This is a genomic window from Spirillospora sp. NPDC052242 (assembly GCF_040679555.1).
In the GTDB taxonomy this organism is placed as follows: Bacteria; Actinomycetota; Actinomycetes; order Streptosporangiales; family Streptosporangiaceae; genus Spirillospora.
Map to the genome: position 1 here is coordinate 106,519 of NZ_JBFAUZ010000016.1, position 20,590 is coordinate 127,108.

Sequence of the window (20,590 nt, forward strand, 5' to 3'; positions counted from 1 at the left end):
TGGCATGTTGCGCGTTGCCGGAACTGATCCCGTACGTTCGCTCGTTGACGCCGAACCCGTCCCGTTCTGGCTCGACGACCCCGCGCGTCCGGCGCCGTCGCCCGCGCTGGCCGGGGAGGAGCACTGCGACCTCGCCGTGGTCGGCGGCGGGTACTGCGGCCTGTGGACCGCCCTGCTCGCCAAGGAACGGGACCCGGACCGCGACGTCGTGCTCCTCGAGGCCCGCGAGATCGGCTGGGCCGCGTCCGGACGCAACGGCGGCTTCTGCTCGTCCTCCCTCACCCACGGACTCGGCAACGGCCTGGCCCGCTGGCCGGACGAACTCGCCGAGCTGCAGCGGCTCGGACGGGAGAACCTCGACGAGATCGAGGACGCGCTGCACCGGTACGGCATCGACTGCGGCTTCGAGCGCACCGGGGAACTCCACGTCGCCACCCGCCCCCACCAGGTCCGCGAGCTGCGCGACCTGGCCGAGACGGCACGGCACTTCGGCGACGCCCCCGAGTTCCTCGGCACCGACGAGGTCCGCGCCGAGGTGGCCTCGCCGACCTATCTCGCCGGGGTCCTCGACCGGCGCGGCACCGCGCTCGTCGATCCGGCCCGGCTCGCGTGGGGACTGCGGGACGCGTGCGTCCGGCGCGGCGTGCGCATCTTCGAGCGCACCGCCGCCACCGGGCTCGGCACGCGCGGCGCCGCCATGGTCGTCCGCACCGGCTACGGGCGGGTGGTGGCCCGCCGCGTCGCGCTCGCGACGAACGCGTTCCCCTCGCTCGTCCGCCGCGTCCGTCCGTACGTCGTGCCCGTGTACGACTACGCGATGGTCACCGAGCCGCTCACGCCCGAGCGGCTCGCGTCGGTCGGCTGGCGGAACCGGCGCGGCGTCTCCGACTCGGCGAACCGGTTCCACTACTACCGGCTGACGGCCGACGACCGGATCCTGTGGGGCGGCTACGACGCCGTCTACCACTACGGCTCGCGCCTCTCCGGCGACCTCGACCAGCGGCCGGGCACCTTCCAGGTCCTCGCCGAGAACTTCTTCCACACGTTCCCGCAGCTCGAAGGCGTCCGCTTCACCCACACGTGGGGCGGCGCGATCGATACCTGCAGCCGGTTCACGGCGTTCTTCGGCACCGCCGCCCGCGGCCGCGTCGGCTACGCGCTCGGCTTCACCGGGCTCGGGGTGGCGGCGACCCGGTTCGCCGCGCAGGTCGTCCTCGACCGGCTCGACGGCCTCGACACGCCGCGCACGCGGCTGCGGATGGTGCGCGACAAGCCCGTCCCGTTCCCGCCCGAACCCCTCCGCTGGGCCGGCATCGAACTGACCCGCCGCTCCATGGCCCGCGCCGACCTCAACGGCGGCAGGCGCGACCTGTGGCTGCGGACGCTGGACGCGCTCGGCCTCGGCTTCGACAGCTGACCGCGACGACCCGAGAGGAAGACATGCCGACCACCGACCGTCTCTGGCTGCACTTCACCCGGCACTCCGACGCCGACGACCCGTCCGTCCCCGTGATCGTCCGCGGTGAGGGCGCCTACGTGTGGGACGACCGCGGCCGGCGCTACCTCGACGGCCTGGCCGGGCTGTTCGCCGTCCAGGTGGGGCACGGCCGCGAGGAACTCGCCGAGGCCGCCGCCGCGCAGACGCGGAAGCTCGCCTACTTCCCGCTGTGGTCGCACGCCCACCCGGCCGCGATCGACCTCGCCGACCGCCTCGCCGCCGCCGCGCCCGGCGACCTGAACCGCGTGTTCTTCACCGTCAGCGGCGGCGAATCGGTCGAGACCGCCTGGAAGCTGGCCAAGCAGTACTTCAAGCTGACCGGCAGGCCGCGCAAGCACAAGGTGATCGGCCGCGCGCTCGCCTACCACGGCACCTCGCAGGGCGCCCTGTCGATCACCGGCATCCCCGGCGCGAAACAGGACTTCGAACCGCTCGTGCCCAGCGCGATCCGGGTGCCGAACACCAACTTCTACCGCGCGCCCGAACACGCCGACGACCGCACCGCCTTCGGCCGGTGGGCCGCCGACCGCATCGAGGAGGCCATCGAGTTCGAGGGTGCCGACACGGTCGCGGCCGTCTTCCTGGAGCCCATGCAGAACACCGGCGGCTGCTTCCCGCCGCCGCCCGGCTACTTCGAGCGCGTCCGCGAGATCTGCGACCGGCACGACGTCCTGCTGGTGTCCGACGAGGTCATCTGCGCGTTCGGCCGGCTCGGCCACGCCTTCGGCGCCGAACGCTACGGCTACCGTCCCGACATCATCACCACCGCGAAGGGCCTGACCTCCGGGTACGCCCCGCTCGGCGCCGTCCTCGCCGACGAACGGCTGATGGAGCCGTTCCGCCGCCTCGGCGTCCCGTTCATGCACGGGTCGACCTACGGCGGGCACCCCGTCTCCTGCGCGGTCGCCCTCGCGAACCTCGACGTCCTCGAACGCGAGGGCCTCTACGAGCACGTGCGCTCGACCGAATCCGCGTTCCGCGCGACCCTCGACCGGCTCACCGACCTGCCCATCGTCGGCGACGTCCGCGGCGGCGGCTTCTTCTACGGGATCGAACTCGTCAAGGACAAGGCGACCCGGGAGACGTTCACGCCGGAGGAGTCCGAACGGATCCTGCACGGGCACGTGTCGGCGAAGCTGTTCGAGTCCGGCCTGTACTGCCGCGCCGACGACCGCGCGGAACCGGTCGTCCAGCTCGCGCCCCCGCTGATCTGCGGCCAGGCGCAGTTCGACGAGATGGAGCGGATCCTGCGCGACGCGCTCACGAGCGCGTCGAAACTGCTGTAGCCGCCGAGGGACGTGCTGCCGAAGTGACGCTCGAAGTGCCGCGCGACCTCTACAATCCCGAAGGTGACCGGATACGGCGATCTTGAAGCGTTCGAGGGCCTGGACGCCTCCGCACTGCCCGCACGCCAGCAGCGGATCCTGGTCACGATCCGGGACTGGGTCGTCAGGTACGGGTATCCCCCGAGCACACGCCAGATCGGCGACGCCGTCGGGCTGCGGTCCGCCTCGTCCGTCTCGCGGCATCTGGCGAGCCTGGAGGAGAAGGGGTTCCTGCGGCGCGGCGCCTCGGTGTCCCGGCCGATCGACGTGCGGGCGTTCCTGCGCGAGGACCCGGGCCACCGGCCCGACGAGGCCGTGACCGTCCCCGTGGTCGGCCACATCGCCGCCGGCACTCCCATCACGGCCGAGGAGCACGTCGACGACACGCTGTCCCTCCCCCAGGAGCTCACCGGACGCGGCACCGTGTTCGGCCTGCGCGTGCGCGGCGACTCGATGATCGACGCCGCGATCTGCGACGGCGACCTCGTCGTGGTCCGGCAGCAGCCCGAAGCCCACCCGGGTCAGATCGTCGCCGCGATGCTCGACGGCGAGGCCACCGTCAAGGTCTACCGGCGCCGCAACGGCCACGTCCTCCTCGAACCGCGCAACCCCGACTACGAGACCATCGACGGAGACGACGCCGTCATCCTGGGCATCGTCGTGTCGGTACTGCGCAGCATCTGAGCGTCCGCCACGGCCGGCCGGTCATGCACGCGGCCCGCCGCGGCGATCGTCCAACGAGTCCGTCGCCGGTGAGAAAAAATCTCGGGGGTTTGTCGATCCGCCGGGACGCCGTTCGACCTTTGGTCGACCCACCCGTCCGAGGCGGCCGCCCCGGACGCCCGACAGAAGGAGCATCGCGATGGGATTCATCAAGTCCAGCCTCTTCATCTCCCTCGACGGCGTCATCGAAGCGCCGGAGACCTGGCACTTCCCCTACTTCGACGACCAGATGGGCGCCGTCGTCGGCGCGCTGATGGGCGAGGCCGAGGCGACCCTCCTCGGCCGGCGCACCTACGAAGGGTTCGCCTCCTACTGGCCGAACGCCGACCCCGCCGACCCGATGACCGAGACCATGAACGGCGCGCGCAAGTTCGTGGTGTCCGACACCCTGACCGAAGCGACCTGGCAGAACTCCACGCTCATCAACGGCGACGTCGCGGCGAAGCTGACCGCGCTGAAGGCGGACACCCGGCTCGGCACCACCGGCAGCGCCGCGCTGGTGCGCTGGATGCTGGAGCAGGGCCTGGTCGACGAACTGCACCTGCTCGTGCACCCGATCGTCGTCGGACACGGCGCGAAGCTGTTCACCGACGGCAAGACCGTCCCCCTGAAGCTGCTCTCCTCGACGACCTTCGAGGCCACCGGCGTCGTGCACCTCGTCTACACGAACGCCGACGCCCCCAAGGAAGAGCCGGCCTCTCCCGCCTCCTGAATCGGGCTCGTCGCATGTTCGCCCCCGGCTGCCGGGCGCGACGCCCGGCAGCCGGCGACGCGCCTCACCCGCACGGTCCTTTACGTTGTAGATCAACTACTGAGGAGGGGCGAGCGGCGGACGAGCGAGCTGTCCGGGGGAATCGGAACCCCGCCTGCGGCCCTCAGGAGATGGGAACGTTGTAGCTCATCAGGGCGCCGCACTGCGCCGTCACCGTCAGCTCGGTGACGGCGCAGCCCCGGACCTGGGGGAAGACGGTCCGGTACGTGGAGGGATCGATCCCGAGCAGTCCGCACAGCGTCAGCCGCAGGAGCGTGTCGTGCCCGACGATCAGCACTCTCTCGTCCCGGTGGCGGGACGCGGCGCGCCGTAGTGCCGCCGTTCCCCGTGCGACGGCCTTGCGCGGATCCTCGCCTCCCGGGAACGCGCCGAGGACGGGGTCGGCGAGGAACGCGGCCACGTCCGCCGGCGGCAGCTCGGCGAGGGTGCGGCCTTCGGCCGAACCGAAGTCCAGTTCGGCCAGGTCGCCGTCGATCAGGATCGGACGGTTCAGGGCGGTCGCGGCGGGCGCGGCCGTCGCGCGGGACCGGTTCAACGGCGATGCCCAGACCGCGTCCACCCTTTCCTCCGCGGCCCAGCGCCCCAGGCGTTCGGCCTGGGCGCGGCCGGTATCGGTGAGCGCGATGTCGCTCACTCCCGCGTAACGGCTCTCCGCATCCCACTCGGTGTCGCCGTGCCGGACCAGATAGAGGGTGGTGCTCATGACCTCTTCACCCCTGCCTCCGCGCGTGCACCGCCGCCTCGGCGGGCGACCGCTCCTCCGCCGTCCCGACCCGGGGCCGCTCCGAACAGACACCCTCGCACGGTATGACCCCTTCGATTTATCATCGTTAGACGTGAAGTTATAACATCGAAGCACCATACCAAGTTCGGGATCACGGCCCGCGGGACTCCGTGACCACGGCGGCGCGGGGCCTGCGTCGCCCGTGTCGGTGTTAGAAGTCCACCGATGTCGGCATGAGATTTGTTAACATCGCGTGGCATATTGCCGTTCGGTGCAGCCGGTCACCCGTCCTGGAGTGCGCGGCCACGAGAGGATCGCAGCATGACCAAGGACAACAGCGGTCGCCGCGGGCCCGAGGCGCGGCGGCGGGCGATCGCCGACCACGTGCTGTCGGTGGGTTCGGCCGGTGCCGGCGACCTGGCCGACCGCTTCGGCGTGAGCCTGATGACGGTCCACCGCGACTTGGACGAGCTGGAGCGGCAGGGCATCGTCCGCAAGTACCGGGGCGGCGTGACCGCGCAGCCGTCGGGGGTGTTCGAGAGCAACGTCGCCTATCGGATGAAGTCCATGCAGGCGGCCAAGAACGCGATCGCCGCCAAGGCCGCCGCGCTGGTGGAGCCGGGCATGTCGGTGATGCTCGACGACTCCACCACCACGCTGGCGCTGGCCCGCAGACTGGGCGGCGTCACCCCGCTGACCGTGATCACCAACTTCCTGGAGACCACCAACCTGCTGGCCCGCGAGCGCGACATCAGGCTGGTGGCGCTGGGCGGGGAGTACGACGCGCTGCACGACTCCTTCCTCGGGGTCTCCTGCGTGGACGCGATCAGCGCGCTGAACGTCGACCTCTGCTTCGTGTCGACCTCGGCCGTGTCCGCCGGGTTCACCTACCACCAGGAGCAGCACATCGTGTCGGTCAAGCGGGCCATGCTGGAGTCCGCGCAGCGCAACGTCCTGCTGATCGACCATTCCAAGCTCGGCCGCGTCGCGCTGCACCGGGTCGCGCCGCTGTCGGTGTTCGACAGCGTCATCGTCGACGACGGCGCGGACGCCGAGGCACTGCGCGAGCTGGACGAGCACAAGGTCGCCTACGAGGTGGCCGTCACCAGGTAGGGGCGGGGACGGCGCCACCGGCGCCGCAGGTCTCCGATTCGTCATGACAGGGACACGCCGCGCGGCCGTCCGCCGTCCGGCTCAAGGTGATCCACCGCGCATGGCGGACGAGCGTGCATGCCTGCGAACGGTGATCGGCGCGGCACACATAACACATGATCTTGTTGTTATCGCATCACTATGTACCGCTCCAGGTCGGCGGCCGCGCGCACGTCGGGGGCGGGCTCGGGCATGCGGCCGTGACCGTCGGTCCTGACCAGTGTGGATCTGACCAGCAACACGGCGTCGGGTCACGCCGGGAGCGGGCGCGGGCACCCCTTCCCGGACACCCAGGTCACGCGCTCGGAACGGTACGTAAGTGATGTCTTGACACCTATCAGCCGCATCTCTACGCTCAACCTCACACTTCTTGATGTTAAATACCAAGAACTTGATGCAGGATCGAGGACGGCGGCATGACCGGCCATTCCACCGAGGCTCTCACTCCTTACGGCCTCCGCTGCGAGCACCTGGCCGAGCCGCTGGGGATCGACGAACGCTCCCCGCTGCTGTCGTGGCGCCTCGCCTCCGCCCGCCGGGGCGACATGCCCGCCTCCTGCCGCGTCCTCGTCCGGCACGAGGACGGCACGGCGGTCTGGGAGACCGGCGAGCTCGACGACCCGGCCGCCGTGAGCGTCCGCTACGCGGGCCCGCCGCTGGAGCCGCGCACGCGGTACCGCTGGCAGGTGACCGTGACGGCCGCGGACGGCGCGCGCGCCGAGGCGTCCTCCTGGTTCGAGACCGGCCGGTTCGGCGCGGCGGACTGGCGGGCGTCCTGGATCGCCCACGACCCGGCCGCCCTCGACGTCGTGGACGCGCCCGAGGAGGGCGAGCTGGCGCTCGCCGACCACGGCCTCTCCCCCGCCGTCCGGCTGCGCCGCCGCTTCGACGCGCCGGACGCGCCGCCCGTCCGCGCCCGCCTCTACATCACCGCGCGCGGCCTCTACGAGATGCGGATCAACGGCCGGCGCGTCGGCGACCACGAGCTCGCGCCGGGCTGGACCGACTACCGCGACCGCATCGACTACCAGACCTACGACGTCACCGAGCTGGTGGGCGCGGGCGAGAACGTCCTGGCCGCCACCCTCGCCGACGGCTGGTGGAGCGGTTTCGTCGGGTTCGATCCGCGCCGTCTCGGCGCCCACTACGGAAGCTTCCCGCAGTTGCTGGCCGAGCTGCACCTGGACCACGCCGACGGCCGCCACGAGGTCATCGGCACCGACGCGACATGGCGGACCCACCGCTCGCCGCTGAGGTACGCCGACCTGCTGAAGGGCGAGTGCCTCGACCTGCGCCGCGAGACCCCCGGCTGGGACCGTCCGGGCTTCGCCGGTGAGGACTGGCCGCCCGCCCTGGTCACCGGCACCGACCACGGCCTGCTCACCGCGTCGGTCGCGCCGCCCGTCCGCGCCGTCCGGGAACTGGCGCCCCGCGCCGTCACCCGTGTCGGCGGCGACCGCCATCTGGTCGACTTCGGGCAGAACTTCGCGGGCCGGGTGCGGCTCACCGTCCGCGACCTCCCCGCCGGTGCCCGCGTCGTGATCCGGCACGGCGAGGTCCTGGACGAGGAGGGCGCCCTCTACACCGACAACCTGCGCACCGCGGACGCGACCGACGTCCTCGTCGGCGGCGGGGGCGGCGGCGAGGTCGTCTTCGAGCCGCGCTTCACCTACCACGGCTTCCGCTACGCCGAGGTGACCGGGCTCGCCGCGCTGCCGAGCGCCGACATCACCGGCGTCGTCCTGCACAACGACACACCCTGGACGGGCGACTTCGCCTGCTCCGATCCCGACATCGAGCGGCTGCACGCCAACATCGGCTGGGGGCAGCGCTCCAACTTCGTCGCCGTCCCGACCGACTGCCCCCAGCGGGACGAGCGGCTCGGCTGGCTCGCCGACGCGCAGGTGTTCCTGCCGACCGCGTGCCTGAACGCCGATGTCGCCGCGTTCTTCGAGGGCTGGCTGCGCGAGGTGCGCGGCGCCCAGTCGTCCGACGGCTGCTTCACCAACGTGGCGCCGCGGCTGGCCGGGGTGGCGGACCAGGGCGCGCCCGGCTGGGGCGACGCGGGCGTCCTGGTCCCCTGGCACCTGTACCGGACGTACGGGGACGAGCGGTTCCTGGAGCGCAACCTCGACGCGATGTGCGCCTGGGTCGACTTCGTCCACCGTCACAACCCCGACCTGGTGTGGCGGAACCGCGTGGGCCCGCACTTCGCCGACTGGCTCGCGCCGACCCCCACGCCGCGCGAGGTGGTGGCCACCGCCTACTTCGCCCGCAGCACCGACATCACGGCCCGCGCGGCCGGCGTGCTGGGCCGGGACGACGTCGCCGCGAAGTACCGGACGCTCGCCGCGCACATCCGCAAGACGTTCAACGAGCGTTTCGTCTCCGCCGACGGCGCGATCGAAGGCGACACCCAGACCGGCTACCTGCTGGCGCTGGCGTTCGACCTGCTGCCCGAGGAGCTGGTGCCGGGCGCCGCCGCACGCCTGGCCGCGCTGGTGGAGGCCGCCGGCCCCGGCCCCCGCACCGGTTTCCTCGGCGTCGGGCTGCTGGCCCCCGTGCTGGACGGCATCGGCCGTCCCGACCTCGCGCACGCGCTGCTGCGCCGCACCGACCCGCCGTCCTGGCTGTACCCGCTGCGGCACGGCGCGACCACAGTCTGGGAGCGCTGGGACGGCTACACGCCGGAGCGCGGGTTCCAGGCCCCCGCCATGAACTCGTTCAATCACTACGCGCTGGGATCGGTCGGCGAATGGCTCTACCAGGGCGTCGCCGGGCTGGCTCAGGCGCCGGGCTCCACCGGCTACCGCGAGCTGCTGATACGTCCCCGTCCGGGCGGGCTGGAGTGGGCCCGGGCCTCCTACGAGTCGGTCCGCGGCACCGTCCGCGCCGCCTGGAGCCGGACGGGCGGCGAACTGCGGCTGGAGGTGGGCGTGCCGCCCGGCGCGACCGCGACCGTCCACGTGCCCACCGGTGATCCCGCGAGCGTGCGCGAGGGCGGGACGCCGGTGGCCGACGCCGCCGGGGTCACGGTCCTCGGCACCGGGCCTGGAACGCTCCTGTGCCGGGTGACCTCGGGTGACTACCGCTTCACCGCGGACGTCCCGGCGAGCGCCGTCCCCTAGCCGACTCGGCGGGAACGGCCGCCGCGGCCACCGGCCGCGGCACCTGCGGCGGCCCGCGCGGGCCGCCGGATCCCTCGCGGCACAGGGCCGCGGGGTTCGAGGAGGACTCATGACATCGTCGCTTCGGACAGCTTCTCTCAGCCGCCGCGGCTTCCTCGGGCTGACCGGCGGGGTCGCCGCCATGGGCGCGCTGGCGGCCTGCGGCGGGACCTCGGGCTCGGGCGGCGGCGCCGGAACGCTCCAGCTCGTCGGCGTCGCCGACCAGCAGAAGGCCCTGGAGGCGCTCGTCAAGGCCTACACCGCGAGCGAGTTCAACACCTCGTTCGCGCCGACCGACCAGGTGCAGACCTCGGTGCGCACCCGGCTCGGCGCGGGCAACGCCCCGGACGTGCACGTGGTGTTCCCCGGCAACGGCTCGGCGATGAGCATGGTGCAGATCTCCCAGGCCGGGCTGCTCGCCGACCTCAGCGACCAGGCGTGGACCAAGCGGATCCCGGAGACGCTCAAGCCCGCCTTCCAGAACGACGGCAAGACCTTCGTCTACTCCGCCGGATCGAGCGTCATCGGCGCCGTCTACAACAAGAAGGTGTTCCAGGACGCCGGGGTGGAGCCGCCCACGACGTGGAGCGGGTTCCTGGACGTCTGCGAGAAGATCAAGGCCAAGGGCAAGGTGCCGATCGCGCTGGGCGCGCAGACCCAGTGGGTCACCCAGCTGATCACCTACGCGCTGGTGCCGTCCACCGTCTACGCGAAGAACCCGCGGTTCGACGAGCAGATGAAGGCGGGAACGGCCGACTTCGCGGGCTCCGGCTGGGCGCAGGCGTTCGAGATGTACCTGGAGCTGCAGAAGCGCGGGTTCTTCAACGACAACCCCAACGGCACCACCTTCGAGCAGCAGACGGCGATGGTCGCCACCGGCGAGGCCGGGATGGCGATCCAGGTGTCGGCGGTGCTGCCGGACTTCCGCAAGCAGGCCGCCGGCCCGGACGACCTGGGCATGTTCCCGGTGCCGGGCGCCGACGACGAGAAGCAGTGCTGGATCCCCGCCGGCGTGGTGGTCGGCCTGGGCGTCAGCGCGCGCAGCAAGAACCTCGACGAGGCCAAGGCGTTCGTGGAGTTCCTCGGCGAGCAGAAGAACATGAACACCTGGGCCGAGGCCGTGGCCTGCGTCCCGCTGACCCGGGACGGCACCTCCAAGATCGACCCCGCGCTGGAGTCGTTCCTGCCGTTCGTCGACGGCGGCAAGGCCGTGCCGTTCATGGACCAGGCCTGGCCCAACGCCGAGGTCCAGCCCGCGCACTTCGCCGTCGTCCAGGAACTGCTGGGCGGGCGCACCACCGTCCCGAAGGCGCTGGCCAAGCTGGACGAGACCTACCGGAAGAAGTCCTGAGTCGTGACCTCCACCCTCGGTTCCGCCCCCGCCGCGAAGGAGACCGGCACCGCGAAGGCCCCGCCCGCCCGGCGGCGGCGGCGCGGCGGCCGGTTCCTGTCCCCGCCGTGGTGGTTCGCCGCCCCCGCCCTGGCCGTGTACGCGCTGGTGGTGCTGTACCCGGCCGTCGCGGGCACGGTGTACGCCTTCACCGACTGGAACGGCCTGGGCGAGCGCAACTTCATCGGCCTGGACAACTTCTCCCGGCTGTTCGATGACGAGGCGGCGCGCGGGTCCCTGGTCAACACGCTGCTGCTGACCGTGGCGATCGTGTTCGTGCAGAACGGCATCGGGCTGGTGCTCGCGCTCGGCGTGCACACCAGGATCAAGTCGCGGTCGGTGCTCCGGGTGATCTTCTTCGCTCCGGCCGTGGTCAGCCCGGTGATGGTGGCGTTCCTGTGGAAGTACATCTACAACCCCGCGCCCGAGGCCGGTATCAACGGCATCCTCGGCGCGGTCGGCCTCGGCGGGCTCCGGCAGGACTGGCTCGGCGACCCCGGGCTGGCGCTGTGGTCGGTGGCCGGCATGGTGATCTGGCAGTTCGCCGGCTACTCGATGGTCATCTTCCTGGCCGGGCTGGAGGGCGTCCCGGAGGAGCTGCACGAGGCGGCGATGATCGACGGCGCGGGGCGGTGGCAGCGGTTCCGGCACGTCACCTGGCCGCTGCTGGCGCCCGCCGTCACCATCAACCTGATGCTGTCGACCATCGGCGGCCTAAAGCTGTTCGACCAGGTGTACGCCGCGACGAACGGCGGCCCGGGGTACGCCAGCGAGACGCTGTCCACGGTGCTGTACAAGCAGGCGTTCGTGTTCGGCAACTACGGCTACAGCACCGCGATCGCGCTGGTGCTCGCCCTGTTCGTCGCCGCGGTGTCGATGGTGCAGATCTACTACCTGCGCGGCCGGGAGGTCTCGGCATGAGCGGCGGACCCGTTCGGACGGCCTGGGGGGCCGCCCTCGGAAAGGACACAGCATGAACCCCAGGTACGGGCTGCGCACCTTCGGCCTGGAGCTGGTGATGATCGCCGCCGCCGTGGCCTTCCTGTTCCCGGTGTACGCGCTGATCACGATGTCGTTCAAGGACCCTCGGCAGATCGCCGAGTCGCCGCTGGCGCCGCCGTCCAGTCCCAACCTGGACAACTACGCCAACGCCTGGACGCGCGCCGAGATCGGCCCCGCGCTGATGAACAGCACGGTCATCACGGTGGTGAGCCTGATCGCGCTGATCGCGATCGGCTCGCTGGCCGCCTACCACCTGTCGAGGCAGGTGACGCGGCTGGGCTACGGGATGTACATGCTGTTCCTGCTGGGCATCGTGCTGCCGTTCCAGCTCGGGATGATCCCGCTGTTCAAGATGGTGGACGCGGCCGGGCTGCTCGGCGGCTATCCCGGGATCATCATCTTCTACACCGGCATCCAGCTGCCCTTCACGATCTTCCTGTACACGGGGTTCGTCCGGGCGCTGCCGTCCGACTACGCCAACGCGGCCCTGATCGACGGCGCCGGCCACTTCCGCGCGTTCACCCAGGTGGTGTTCCCGCTGCTGCGGCCGATCACCGGCACGGTGCTGATCCTCAACGCGGTGTTCATCTGGAACGACCTGCTGACGCCGCTGCTGTACCTGGGCGGCTCCACGCGCGAGACGGTGCCGGTGCGGATCTTCGCGTTCGTCGGCCAGTACGTCTCCGACAACGGGCTGGTGTTCGCGGGGCTCGTGCTGGCCTCGCTGCCGATCCTGGTGGTGTTCCTGGTGCTGCAGAAGTACGTCATCAAGGGCTTCGCCAGCGGGCTGAAAGGATGAGCGCCGCGATCCCGCGGCGGCTGCGGGCGGTGCTGGACGCGCCGCCGCGCAGCCACTCCCCCGCGCCGATCTGGTGGTGGAGCGGCGAGAAGCTGGACCGGCGGCGCCTGCGCGACCAGCTCGAGCGGTTCGCCTCCGGCGGGGTGTACAACCTCGTGATCCTGAACCTGGCGCCGTCCGGTCCGATGTTCGGCGCGGACGCCGACGAGCCGGCCTTCTTCACCGACGCGTGGTGGGAGCTGCTCGACGGCGTCTGCGAGGACGCCCTGGAGCTGGGCGTCTCGCTCTGGTTCTACGACCAGCTCGGGTTCTCGGGCGCCGATCTGCAGGCCCGCCTGGTCCGGGACGTCCCCGCGTACGCCGGGCAGTGGCTCGACCGGGACGGCGGCGTTTCCGCGCGCGGCTTCGACTACCTGTCGGCGCAGGCGTGCGCCGCTCTGCTGGACCGCGTCCACGGCGAGTACGAGCGGCGGCTGGGGCATCGGCTCGGCACCGCGATCGTCGGCTCCTTCCAGGACGAGTTGCCGTCGATCCCCACCTGGACGCGGGAGTTCGCCGAGGAGTTCGCCGCCCGCCGCGGCTACGACCTCGCGCCGCACCTGCCGTCCCTGTGGAAGGGAGGGGACGAGGCGGACCAGCGGGTTCGTCGCGACTACCACCTGACCCGGGGAGAACTGGCCGAGGAGGCGTTCTTCCGCCCGCTGGCCGAATGGCACCGGCGGCACGGGCTCATGCACGGCTGCGACCAGCAGGATCCCGCGCGCGCCGGGCACCCCGTGGACGGCGTCCGGCTTTACGCCGACTATGCCCGCACCCATCGCTGGTTCGGCGCCCCCGGTTCCGACCATCACGGTGACGCGCGGGTGCACTCGTCCCTCGCCCACCTGTACGGGCGCGACCGGGTGTGGATCGAGGCGTTCCACTCCAGCGGGTGGGGCGGAACGCTGGAAGAGACCTTCGACTGGCTCCTTCCGTGGTTGCGCGCGGGCGCCACGCTCTACAACCCGCACGCGTCCTACTACACCACCAAGGCCGGCTGGTGGGAGTGGGCGCCGCCCTCCACGGACTGGCGCCAGCCCTACTGGCGGCACCACCGCGTCTTCGCCGAGGCCGTGACGCGGCTGTGCGCGGCCCTGTCGCTGGGGCGGCACGTGTGCGACGTGGCCGTCCTGTTCCCCACGGCGACCGCCCAGGCCGGATCGCGGCTGGACGGTGTCGACTCCTTCGCCGCCGAGGCCCAGGAGACCTACCGGGCACTGGTGGGCGACATGGCCTGGTTCCAGATGGTTCCGGGCGTCCTGGACCGGGCGGGGATCGACGCCGACGTCGTGGACGACGACTCCGTGCAGCGCGCCGTGGTCGGCGACGGGCGGCTGGCGGTGGCCGGCGAGTCCTACGGGACGGTGCTGCTGCCGGCGTGCACGGTGCTGGAAGGCGACACCGCGCGCCGCCTCCTCGACCTGATCGAGGCCGGTGGACGGGTCGTCGCGATCGGCCCGCCGCCCCGGCTCGGCGTCGGCGATCCCGAGGCCGACGCGGCCGTGGCCCGCCTGGCGTCCCTGGTCGAGACCGTCGCCGACGCCGGCTCCCTCGCGCCCGTCCTGCGGGACGCGCGGCGGGTGGAGGCCCCCGTGCCCGCCCTGGTGCGCGAGGTGGACGGCGCGACGGTCGTGTTCGTGACGGCGAGCGCGTCGATGGCCAGCCGCGTGTCGGTGGGCAGCCCCGACGAGCGCGGCATCGACCTGGGCTGGCTGGACGTCGCCTACGACTTCGACCCCGGCCGCTACCACCGGGACATGCGGGTGCGGGTCCACGGTGTCACGGGACCGGCCTTCCTGGCCGGCCCCTTCGGCGGCGAACCGCGGCCCCTCCCGACGATCCAGGGGCCGTCGTCGGTCGACGTGATCGTCCCGTTCGACGACGCCCCCGCCGCCCTGCTGATCTTCCCCGGTGACGGGGACGGCGCCCCGCCGCCGCCGTCCGAGCGCCCCGGCCGCGAGATCGTCCTGGGCTCCGCCTGGGACATGGAACTGGTGCCGACGCTCGACAACACCTGGGGCGACTTCGCCCGGCCCCGCGGCGAGATGCCGGTCCTGGAGAGCTGGCGGCTGTCGCACCGGGCCGGCGAGGAACCGTCCGCCGAGGACTGGAAGCCGGTCCACGCGACGTTCGGCCCGCACGCCGTCTGGACCGACACCGGCCACGAGTGGCGGCCGGTCGTCTACTCCGACACCAGGGGCATCCACAAGGACCCGATCCACCGAGCCGTCCTCGGCCCCAAGGGGCACGTGCCCGAGGAGTTCCTCGACTTCGGCCCGGCCCGGGCGGGACGGCCGGTGGTCGTGCGAACGCGCATGACCGTGCCGTCCCCGGGCGGCCACCTGGTGATCGGGGCCCCGGCCGCGAAGACCGTCGTCCTGGACGGAGAGGTCGTTCCCGTGGACGACCACGGGTACCTGGCGGTCTCCGAGGCACGGCTCCCCGCCGGCGAGTACACGCTGGAAGTGCGGCTCGTCCCGGAGGAGGACCTGCGGCTGCGCGGCCACCTGTCCGTCACCACCGACCCCGACGGCTGCGCGCGTCCCGAATGGATGACCGCGACCGGCGACCCGCGCCCCGGCGCGGAGGTCGCGTTCACCGCGCGGCTGCCGGCCGGCCGCGCGGGCGTCCTGCAGGTGGCGTCCGCCGCCGCGTGCCGGGTCCTGGTCGACGGCGTGGAGATCGGCCGCCAGGGCGGCTTCGAACCGTACGCCGAACAGGACACCCCCCGGGTCGGCCGCTACACGCTCCCCGGCGGGACCGGCTCGCGGCTCACCGTCGTCCTCACCGAGGACCGGACGCCCGCGAGCGTCCTGGTGGACGGCCCGGTCGTCTCCGGCTCCGGCTGGCGGGCGACCCGTGCGGGGGCCGCGGTGCGGGTCGTCGCCGGGCGCGCCCAGCACGGCGACCCGGCGGCCCTGCACCTGCACCGGCGCCCGCACCCCCTCCCCGCCGCCGGCTGGCTGGACGACCGGGAGGACGGCGGCACCGTCCTGCCCACCGGCTTCGCCGTTCCGGGCGCGGGCCGGCGCACCGAGTGGCTGCGCTGCACCGTGCCCCCGGGCGCGACCCGGATGCGGTTCACCGCGCGGGCCGAGGTCACCGGCGTCGTCCTGGACGGCATCGCGCTGCGGCCCACCTGGGCCGACGGCGCCGTCGACCTCGAACTGCCCGGCGACCACCGGCCCGCCGGGACCGCGGAGATACGCCTGCGCACCGACCCCGGGCACCGGGAAGGCGCCGCGCTCGCCGGACCCGTCCGGTTCGAGGTCGGCCCCGGCGTCATCGAACTCGGCGACTGGGAGGACACGGGCCTGGCCGGGTACAGCGGCGGCGTCCGCTACCGCCGCGCCCTCGACCTGGACGCCGCCCCCGGACCGGCCGAACTCGACCTCGGCCGCGTCCGGGGCACCGCCGAGGTCACCGTGAACGGGACCCCGGCGGGCGTCCGGATCTGCGCCCCGTACGTCTTCGACCTGGGCACCGCACTGCGCGAGGGTCGCAACGAGATCGACATCGTCGTCTACGGCACCCTCGCCCCGTACCTGGACGACACCAGCCCCACCCACTTCGTTTTCGCGGGCCAGCGGACCACCGGCCTGCTGGGCCCGGTCGTCCTCCGCGTCACCGAGAAGGTGACCGCACGTCCTTCGTCACCGAGAACGGCGGCCCGGGCCTCCCGGCCCGCGAAGCGCACCGAACGAGGAGAAGCCCGATGAGTGAGGCGATCACCGACCGCACCCTGCTGCCGCCCGTCGTCCGCCGCAAGGCCCGCATCGGCCTGGTGGCCGGAGGGCTGGGCACGTACTGGCCCCAGTTCCCCGGCCTGCTGCCGCAACTGCGGGAATCGGCCCGCCGCGTCTCGGAGCGGTTCCGGGACATGGACGCCGAGGTCACCGACGTCGGGTTCATCTCCGACGCCCAGGAGGGCGCGGCCGCCGCCGAGCGGTTGCGGCAGGCCGACTGCGACCTGATCGTCATGTTCCTCACGACGTACCTCACCAGCTCGATGGTGCTCCCGATCGCCCAGCGGTCGAACACCCCGGTGCTGGTCATCGACCTGCAGCCGACCGAGAAGATGGACCACGCGACGTTCGACACCGGCGACTGGCTGGCCTACTGCGGGCAGTGCGCGGTCCCCGAGGTCGGCAACGTGTTCCGCCGGGCCGGCATCCCCTTCCGCTCGGTGTCCGGCCACCTCTCCCAGGAGTCGGCGTGGGCGCGCATCGGGCGGTGGATCCAGGCCGCGAAGATCCGCGCGGCGCTGCGCCACGCCCGCCACGGGCTCATGGGCCACCTGTACCCCGGCATGCTCGACGTCTCCACCGACCTGACCCTGCTGCCCGCCACGTTCGGCAGCCACGTCGAGGTGCTGGAGTTCGACGACCTGCGCCAGCGGGTGGAGAAGGTCACCGACGCCGAGGCCGCAGCCAGAATGGACCTCGCACGGCAGGTCTTCACGCTCGACCCGAGCGTGAACGACGACGACTTCGCCTGGGGCGCCCGCGTCTCGGTCGGGCTCGACCGGCTGGTCGAGGACTTCGAGCTGGACAGCCTGGCCTACTACCACCGGGGCCTGGACGGCGAGCTGCACGAGCGCCTCGGCGCCGGGATGATCCTCGGCGCGTCGCTGCTGACCGCCCGCGGGCTGCCCGCGACCGGCGAGTACGAGCTGCGCACGTCCGTCGCCCAGCTCGTCACCCAGGTCGTCGGCGCCGGTGGCTCGTTCTGCGAGATCCAGTCCCTCAACTTCGAGGACGGCGTCGTCGAGATGGGTCACGACGGCCCGGCCCACCTGGCCGTCGCCAGCCGCGACCCGCTGCTGCGCGGCCTGGGCGTGTACCACGGCAAGCGGGGCTGGGGGGTCTCCGTCGAGTTCGACGTGCGCCACGGCCCCGTCACGCTGCTCGGCGTGGGCCAGGACCGCGACGGCACCCTCGCGTTCATCGCCAGTGAGGGCACCGTCGTGCCGGGGCCGCTGCTCGAGATCGGCAACACCACCAGCCGCGTGGACTTCGGCCGCGACCCCGGGGAATGGGTCGACGACTGGTCGGCCACCGGCATCGGGCATCACTGGTCCCTGTCCCTGGGGCACCGCACCGGCGACTACCGCGCCGCCGCGGACCTCCTCGGCATCCCCTTCCGCGAGGTCTGAGCCGACGGGGCGGAGGCGGGGGCCGGCGGGCCCCCACCTCCCGCCCACGGACGCTCGCCGCGCGCCGGCGTGCCCGGTCAGGCCGGCTGGACCCCCGGGTTACGGTCCTCGACGACGAAGGACGCCCGGGTGGAGACCGGCGCGCCCGGCCTGGTGACGTACGGCAGCACGCGGAAGTCGCTGCGCCAGCGATCGCGGCCGACGTTCACCCTGATGTAGCCGCGCTGGGCGTTGTAAAACCGCATGTGCGGGTTCGCGGCGAGGAACCTGCGGCCGAGGTCGTCCATGTCGGCGCCGTCGCCGCCGCTGGTGACGGACGTCGTGACGAACTCGGTGGCGACGGTCGGCGAACCGGGCTCGTCGAAGTCCCGCTTGAGGTCCACGGCGTAGTTCTGGTGGCGGTCGCCGCTGAGCACGACCAGGTTCCGCACGCCGTGCTCGTGCGCGGCCGACAACACCTTGTTGCGGTCGGCCACGTAGCCGTCCCACGGGTCGACCCACAGTTCCTTGCCCGGACCCGAGTCCCAGTCCGTCTCGGTCATCGGGACCTGGTTGCCGAGGATCTGCCAGCGGGCCCGCGACCGCTCGAAGCCGTCCAGCAGCCAGCGGCGCTGTTCGGCGCCCAGGATGGTGCGGGAGGCGTCGAGACGCTCGTCGCAGGAGCTGGAGCGGCCCGTCCCGTTGCCGTACGAGCAGGCCTGGATGTCGCGGTGGCTGCGTGTGTCGATCATCGTGAGGTCGGCGAGCCTGCCGTACGACAGCCGGCGGTGCAGCCGGATGTCCGGCCCGGACGGCAGCTGGGCGCGGCGCAGCGGCAGGTTCTCGTAGAAGGCCTGGAAGCCCGCGGCCTTACGGGCGGCGAACTCGGCCGGGTCGGGGTTGGGGTCGCGACCCATGATGACCGTGTCGTCGGCCCAGTCGTTCACGACCTCGTGGTCGTCCAGGGTGTGGATCCACGGGCACTGCGCGTGCGCCCTCTGCAGCGGCTCCTCGGACTTGTACAGCGAGTACTGGAGGCGGTACCGGGCCAGGTCGAACGTCTCCGTGCCGAACTGCGGCGGGACGCTCACCCCGCGCCGGTTGTTGCCGGTGATCTCGTACTCGTAGATGTAGTCGCCGAGATGGAGGATCAGGTCGAAGTCCTCGTCGGCCATGTGGTCGAAGGCCGTGAAGTACCCGTCCTGCCAGGCCTGGCAGGACGCGACGCCGAACGACAGCTCGTCCGGCATCGACCTGGCGGCGGGCATGGTGCGGGTGCGGCCGACGGGCGAGATCTCCCCGGCGGCGCGGAAGCGGTAGAAGTACTCGCGTCCGGGGGCGAGCCCGGAGATCTCCGGGTGCACCGAGTGCCCGAGCTCCGGCGAGGCGACGGCCTCACCGCGCCGTGCGATCTGCCGGAACCGTTCGTCCCGCGCCACCTCGTACTCCACCTTGATCCGGCGGTCGGGCATCCCGGCCTTGCCGTCGGCGGCGAACGGCTCGGGCGCCAGCCGGGTCCAGAGCACGAAGCCGTCCGGTGACGGGTCGCCGGACGCGACGCCCAGCGTGAACAATCCGGACTTGCGCAGCGTGTAGGCGTGCGCGGCGGTCGCGCCCAGCGCGCCGGTGCCGAGCAGGACGGTGGCCGCACCGGCCCCGCCCCATCCGAGAAACCTGCGCCGGGACAACGGGGCGGCATGCGAAGACATTCGGACCTCCTGCACTTCGGGGGTGGAGCACGGGGCCCTTCCGTCGGGGGACGGGAAGGGACGGCGACCGGCCAGCGCTGATCGTATGACAGAACGACCACAAAGTTAACGACTTGTTTTGCGAACATCGCAGTGCTAGATGTGAACAAGCCGTGAACGGATCAGTCGCCGGTCCCACACGCCCCGTGACGACCGCACCGCTTCACCGGCCGCCCGGGCGCCGCGTCCCGGACGTCCTGAAGCGGCGGAACCGCGACGCCGCCGGGACGGCATCGCGCGGGGCTTGACCTTCGAGCCGGGTGGAAGGTTTACCGTCGGCCCATGAGCACGATGCGGATCTCCCGGCTCGCGGAGCGCTCCGGCGTCCCGGCCACCACCCTGCGGTTCTACGAGTCGGCCGGTCTGCTGCCCGCCGAGCGGTCCCCGGCCGGGTACCGGCTGTACGGGGAGGACGCGGTGGACCGCCTGGCGTTCATCGGCGCGGCCAAGCACCTCGGGCTGCCGCTGGACGAGGTCTCCGAGCTGCTGGGGGTGTGGGAGTCGGGCGCCTGCTCGGACGTGAAGGCCGACCTGCGGCCGCGCGTCGCCGCCCGGATCGTCGACGCCGAGGCGCGTGCCGCCGAGCTGGCCGCCTTCACCGCCACCCTGCACCGGGCCCTGCGACACCTGGACTCGCTGCCCGACCGCCCCGGCCCCTGCGACTCCGAGTGCGGGGTCCTCGCCCCCGATGCCCCGGGTTCCCGTCCCGTCGACGTCGCCTTCCCGCCCGGTCGGCACGTCCCCGAAGGCGAGGTCGAACGCCGGCGGCGCGCCCCCGTCGCCTGTTCGCTGGACGGCGGCGACCTCGCAGAGCGCGTCGCCCGGTGGCGGCGGCTGATCGACGGTGCGGTACGGCAGGAGATCGACGACGGCGTCCGGTTCACCCTGCCCGCCGACCGCGCCGCCGGCATCGCGGCGCTGGCCGCCGCCGAGCAGCGCTGCTGCCCGTTCTTCGGGTTCCGCCTCGATCTCGACGGCCCCGAACTGCACCTCGAAGTGCGCGCGGCCGGCGAAGGGGCCGCCATGCTCACCGACCTGTTCGGCCCGGGAACCCGAACCGCCGGCACCGATCGCGTCCGGACGCCCGGCGCGACGTCCGTCCCGTGATCGCGCTCGG

At 72.4% G+C, this 20,590-nt stretch carries 14 protein-coding genes; 12 read left to right on the top strand and 2 right to left on the bottom strand.

What is annotated here, in order from left to right; all coding sequences use genetic code 11:
- Positions 1-4 precede the first annotated feature (4 nt).
- The 4 genes from AB0L25_RS15655 (at position 5) to AB0L25_RS15670 (ending at position 4,258) form a co-directional block, all read left to right on the top strand.
- A complete protein-coding gene (locus AB0L25_RS15655) occupies positions 5-1,417 on the top strand; it encodes an NAD(P)/FAD-dependent oxidoreductase (RefSeq protein WP_500172460.1) in 1,413 nt (470 codons plus the stop codon).
- Positions 1,414-2,784, top strand: a complete 1,371-nt coding sequence (locus tag AB0L25_RS15660; RefSeq protein WP_500172538.1) for an aspartate aminotransferase family protein — start codon at positions 1,414-1,416, stop codon at positions 2,782-2,784. The genes AB0L25_RS15655 and AB0L25_RS15660 overlap by 4 nt, the downstream gene beginning before the upstream one ends.
- Before the next feature lie 63 nt (positions 2,785-2,847).
- A complete protein-coding gene (gene lexA, locus AB0L25_RS15665; RefSeq protein ID WP_500172462.1) occupies positions 2,848-3,507 on the top strand; it encodes a transcriptional repressor LexA in 660 nt (219 codons plus the stop codon).
- 178 nt (positions 3,508-3,685) lie between these two features.
- Positions 3,686-4,258 (top strand): dihydrofolate reductase family protein, encoded by a 573-nt coding sequence (locus tag AB0L25_RS15670; RefSeq protein ID WP_500172464.1) that lies wholly within the window; start codon positions 3,686-3,688, stop codon positions 4,256-4,258.
- Between the two features lie 163 nt (positions 4,259-4,421).
- On the opposite strand, the gene AB0L25_RS15675 is transcribed toward AB0L25_RS15670, so the two are convergent.
- Positions 4,422-5,021, bottom strand: coding sequence for a histidine phosphatase family protein (locus tag AB0L25_RS15675; RefSeq protein ID WP_500172466.1), 600 nt, complete (start codon positions 5,019-5,021; stop codon positions 4,422-4,424).
- A gap of 342 nt (positions 5,022-5,363) precedes the next feature.
- On the opposite strand from AB0L25_RS15675, the gene AB0L25_RS15680 reads away from it, so the two are divergent.
- The 7 genes from AB0L25_RS15680 (at position 5,364) to AB0L25_RS15710 (ending at position 17,746) form a co-directional block, all read left to right on the top strand.
- Positions 5,364-6,155, top strand: coding sequence for a DeoR/GlpR family DNA-binding transcription regulator (locus tag AB0L25_RS15680; RefSeq protein WP_500172468.1), 792 nt, complete (start codon positions 5,364-5,366; stop codon positions 6,153-6,155).
- Between the two features lie 455 nt (positions 6,156-6,610).
- Positions 6,611-9,322 carry an alpha-L-rhamnosidase gene (locus tag AB0L25_RS15685; protein WP_500172470.1) on the top strand — a complete coding sequence of 904 codons (2,712 nt, stop codon included), beginning with the start codon at positions 6,611-6,613 and terminating at the stop codon, positions 9,320-9,322.
- A gap of 109 nt (positions 9,323-9,431) precedes the next feature.
- The gene (locus AB0L25_RS15690) at positions 9,432-10,712 is read left to right on the top strand and encodes an ABC transporter substrate-binding protein (protein WP_500172472.1); all 1,281 of its coding nucleotides are present in this window, start codon (positions 9,432-9,434) and stop codon (positions 10,710-10,712) included.
- Between the two features lie 3 nt (positions 10,713-10,715).
- Entirely contained in the window at positions 10,716-11,672 is a 957-nt protein-coding gene (locus tag AB0L25_RS15695; RefSeq protein ID WP_500172474.1) for a carbohydrate ABC transporter permease, read from the top strand.
- A gap of 52 nt (positions 11,673-11,724) precedes the next feature.
- Positions 11,725-12,552, top strand: a complete 828-nt coding sequence (locus AB0L25_RS15700) for a carbohydrate ABC transporter permease (RefSeq protein WP_500172476.1) — start codon at positions 11,725-11,727, stop codon at positions 12,550-12,552.
- Complete coding sequence (locus AB0L25_RS15705; RefSeq protein ID WP_500172478.1) at positions 12,549-16,310, top strand: glycosyl hydrolase; 3,762 nt, start codon at positions 12,549-12,551, stop codon at positions 16,308-16,310. The genes AB0L25_RS15700 and AB0L25_RS15705 overlap by 4 nt, the downstream gene beginning before the upstream one ends.
- Positions 16,307-17,746, top strand: coding sequence for an arabinose isomerase (locus AB0L25_RS15710; RefSeq protein ID WP_500172480.1), 1,440 nt, complete (start codon positions 16,307-16,309; stop codon positions 17,744-17,746). Before AB0L25_RS15705 ends, AB0L25_RS15710 begins: the two co-directional genes overlap by 4 nt.
- 77 nt (positions 17,747-17,823) lie before the next feature.
- Here the strand turns inward: AB0L25_RS15710 and AB0L25_RS15715 are convergent, their stop codons facing one another.
- Positions 17,824-19,434: an alkaline phosphatase D family protein gene (locus AB0L25_RS15715; protein WP_500172482.1), complete on the bottom strand. Its 1,611-nt coding sequence runs from the start codon at positions 19,432-19,434 to the stop codon at positions 17,824-17,826.
- Between the two features lie 321 nt (positions 19,435-19,755).
- Here AB0L25_RS15715 and AB0L25_RS15720 point away from each other — a divergent pair, with 321 nt between their 5' ends.
- Positions 19,756-20,580 (top strand): MerR family transcriptional regulator, encoded by an 825-nt coding sequence (locus AB0L25_RS15720; RefSeq protein ID WP_500172484.1) that lies wholly within the window; start codon positions 19,756-19,758, stop codon positions 20,578-20,580.
- Positions 20,581-20,590 lie beyond the last annotated feature (10 nt).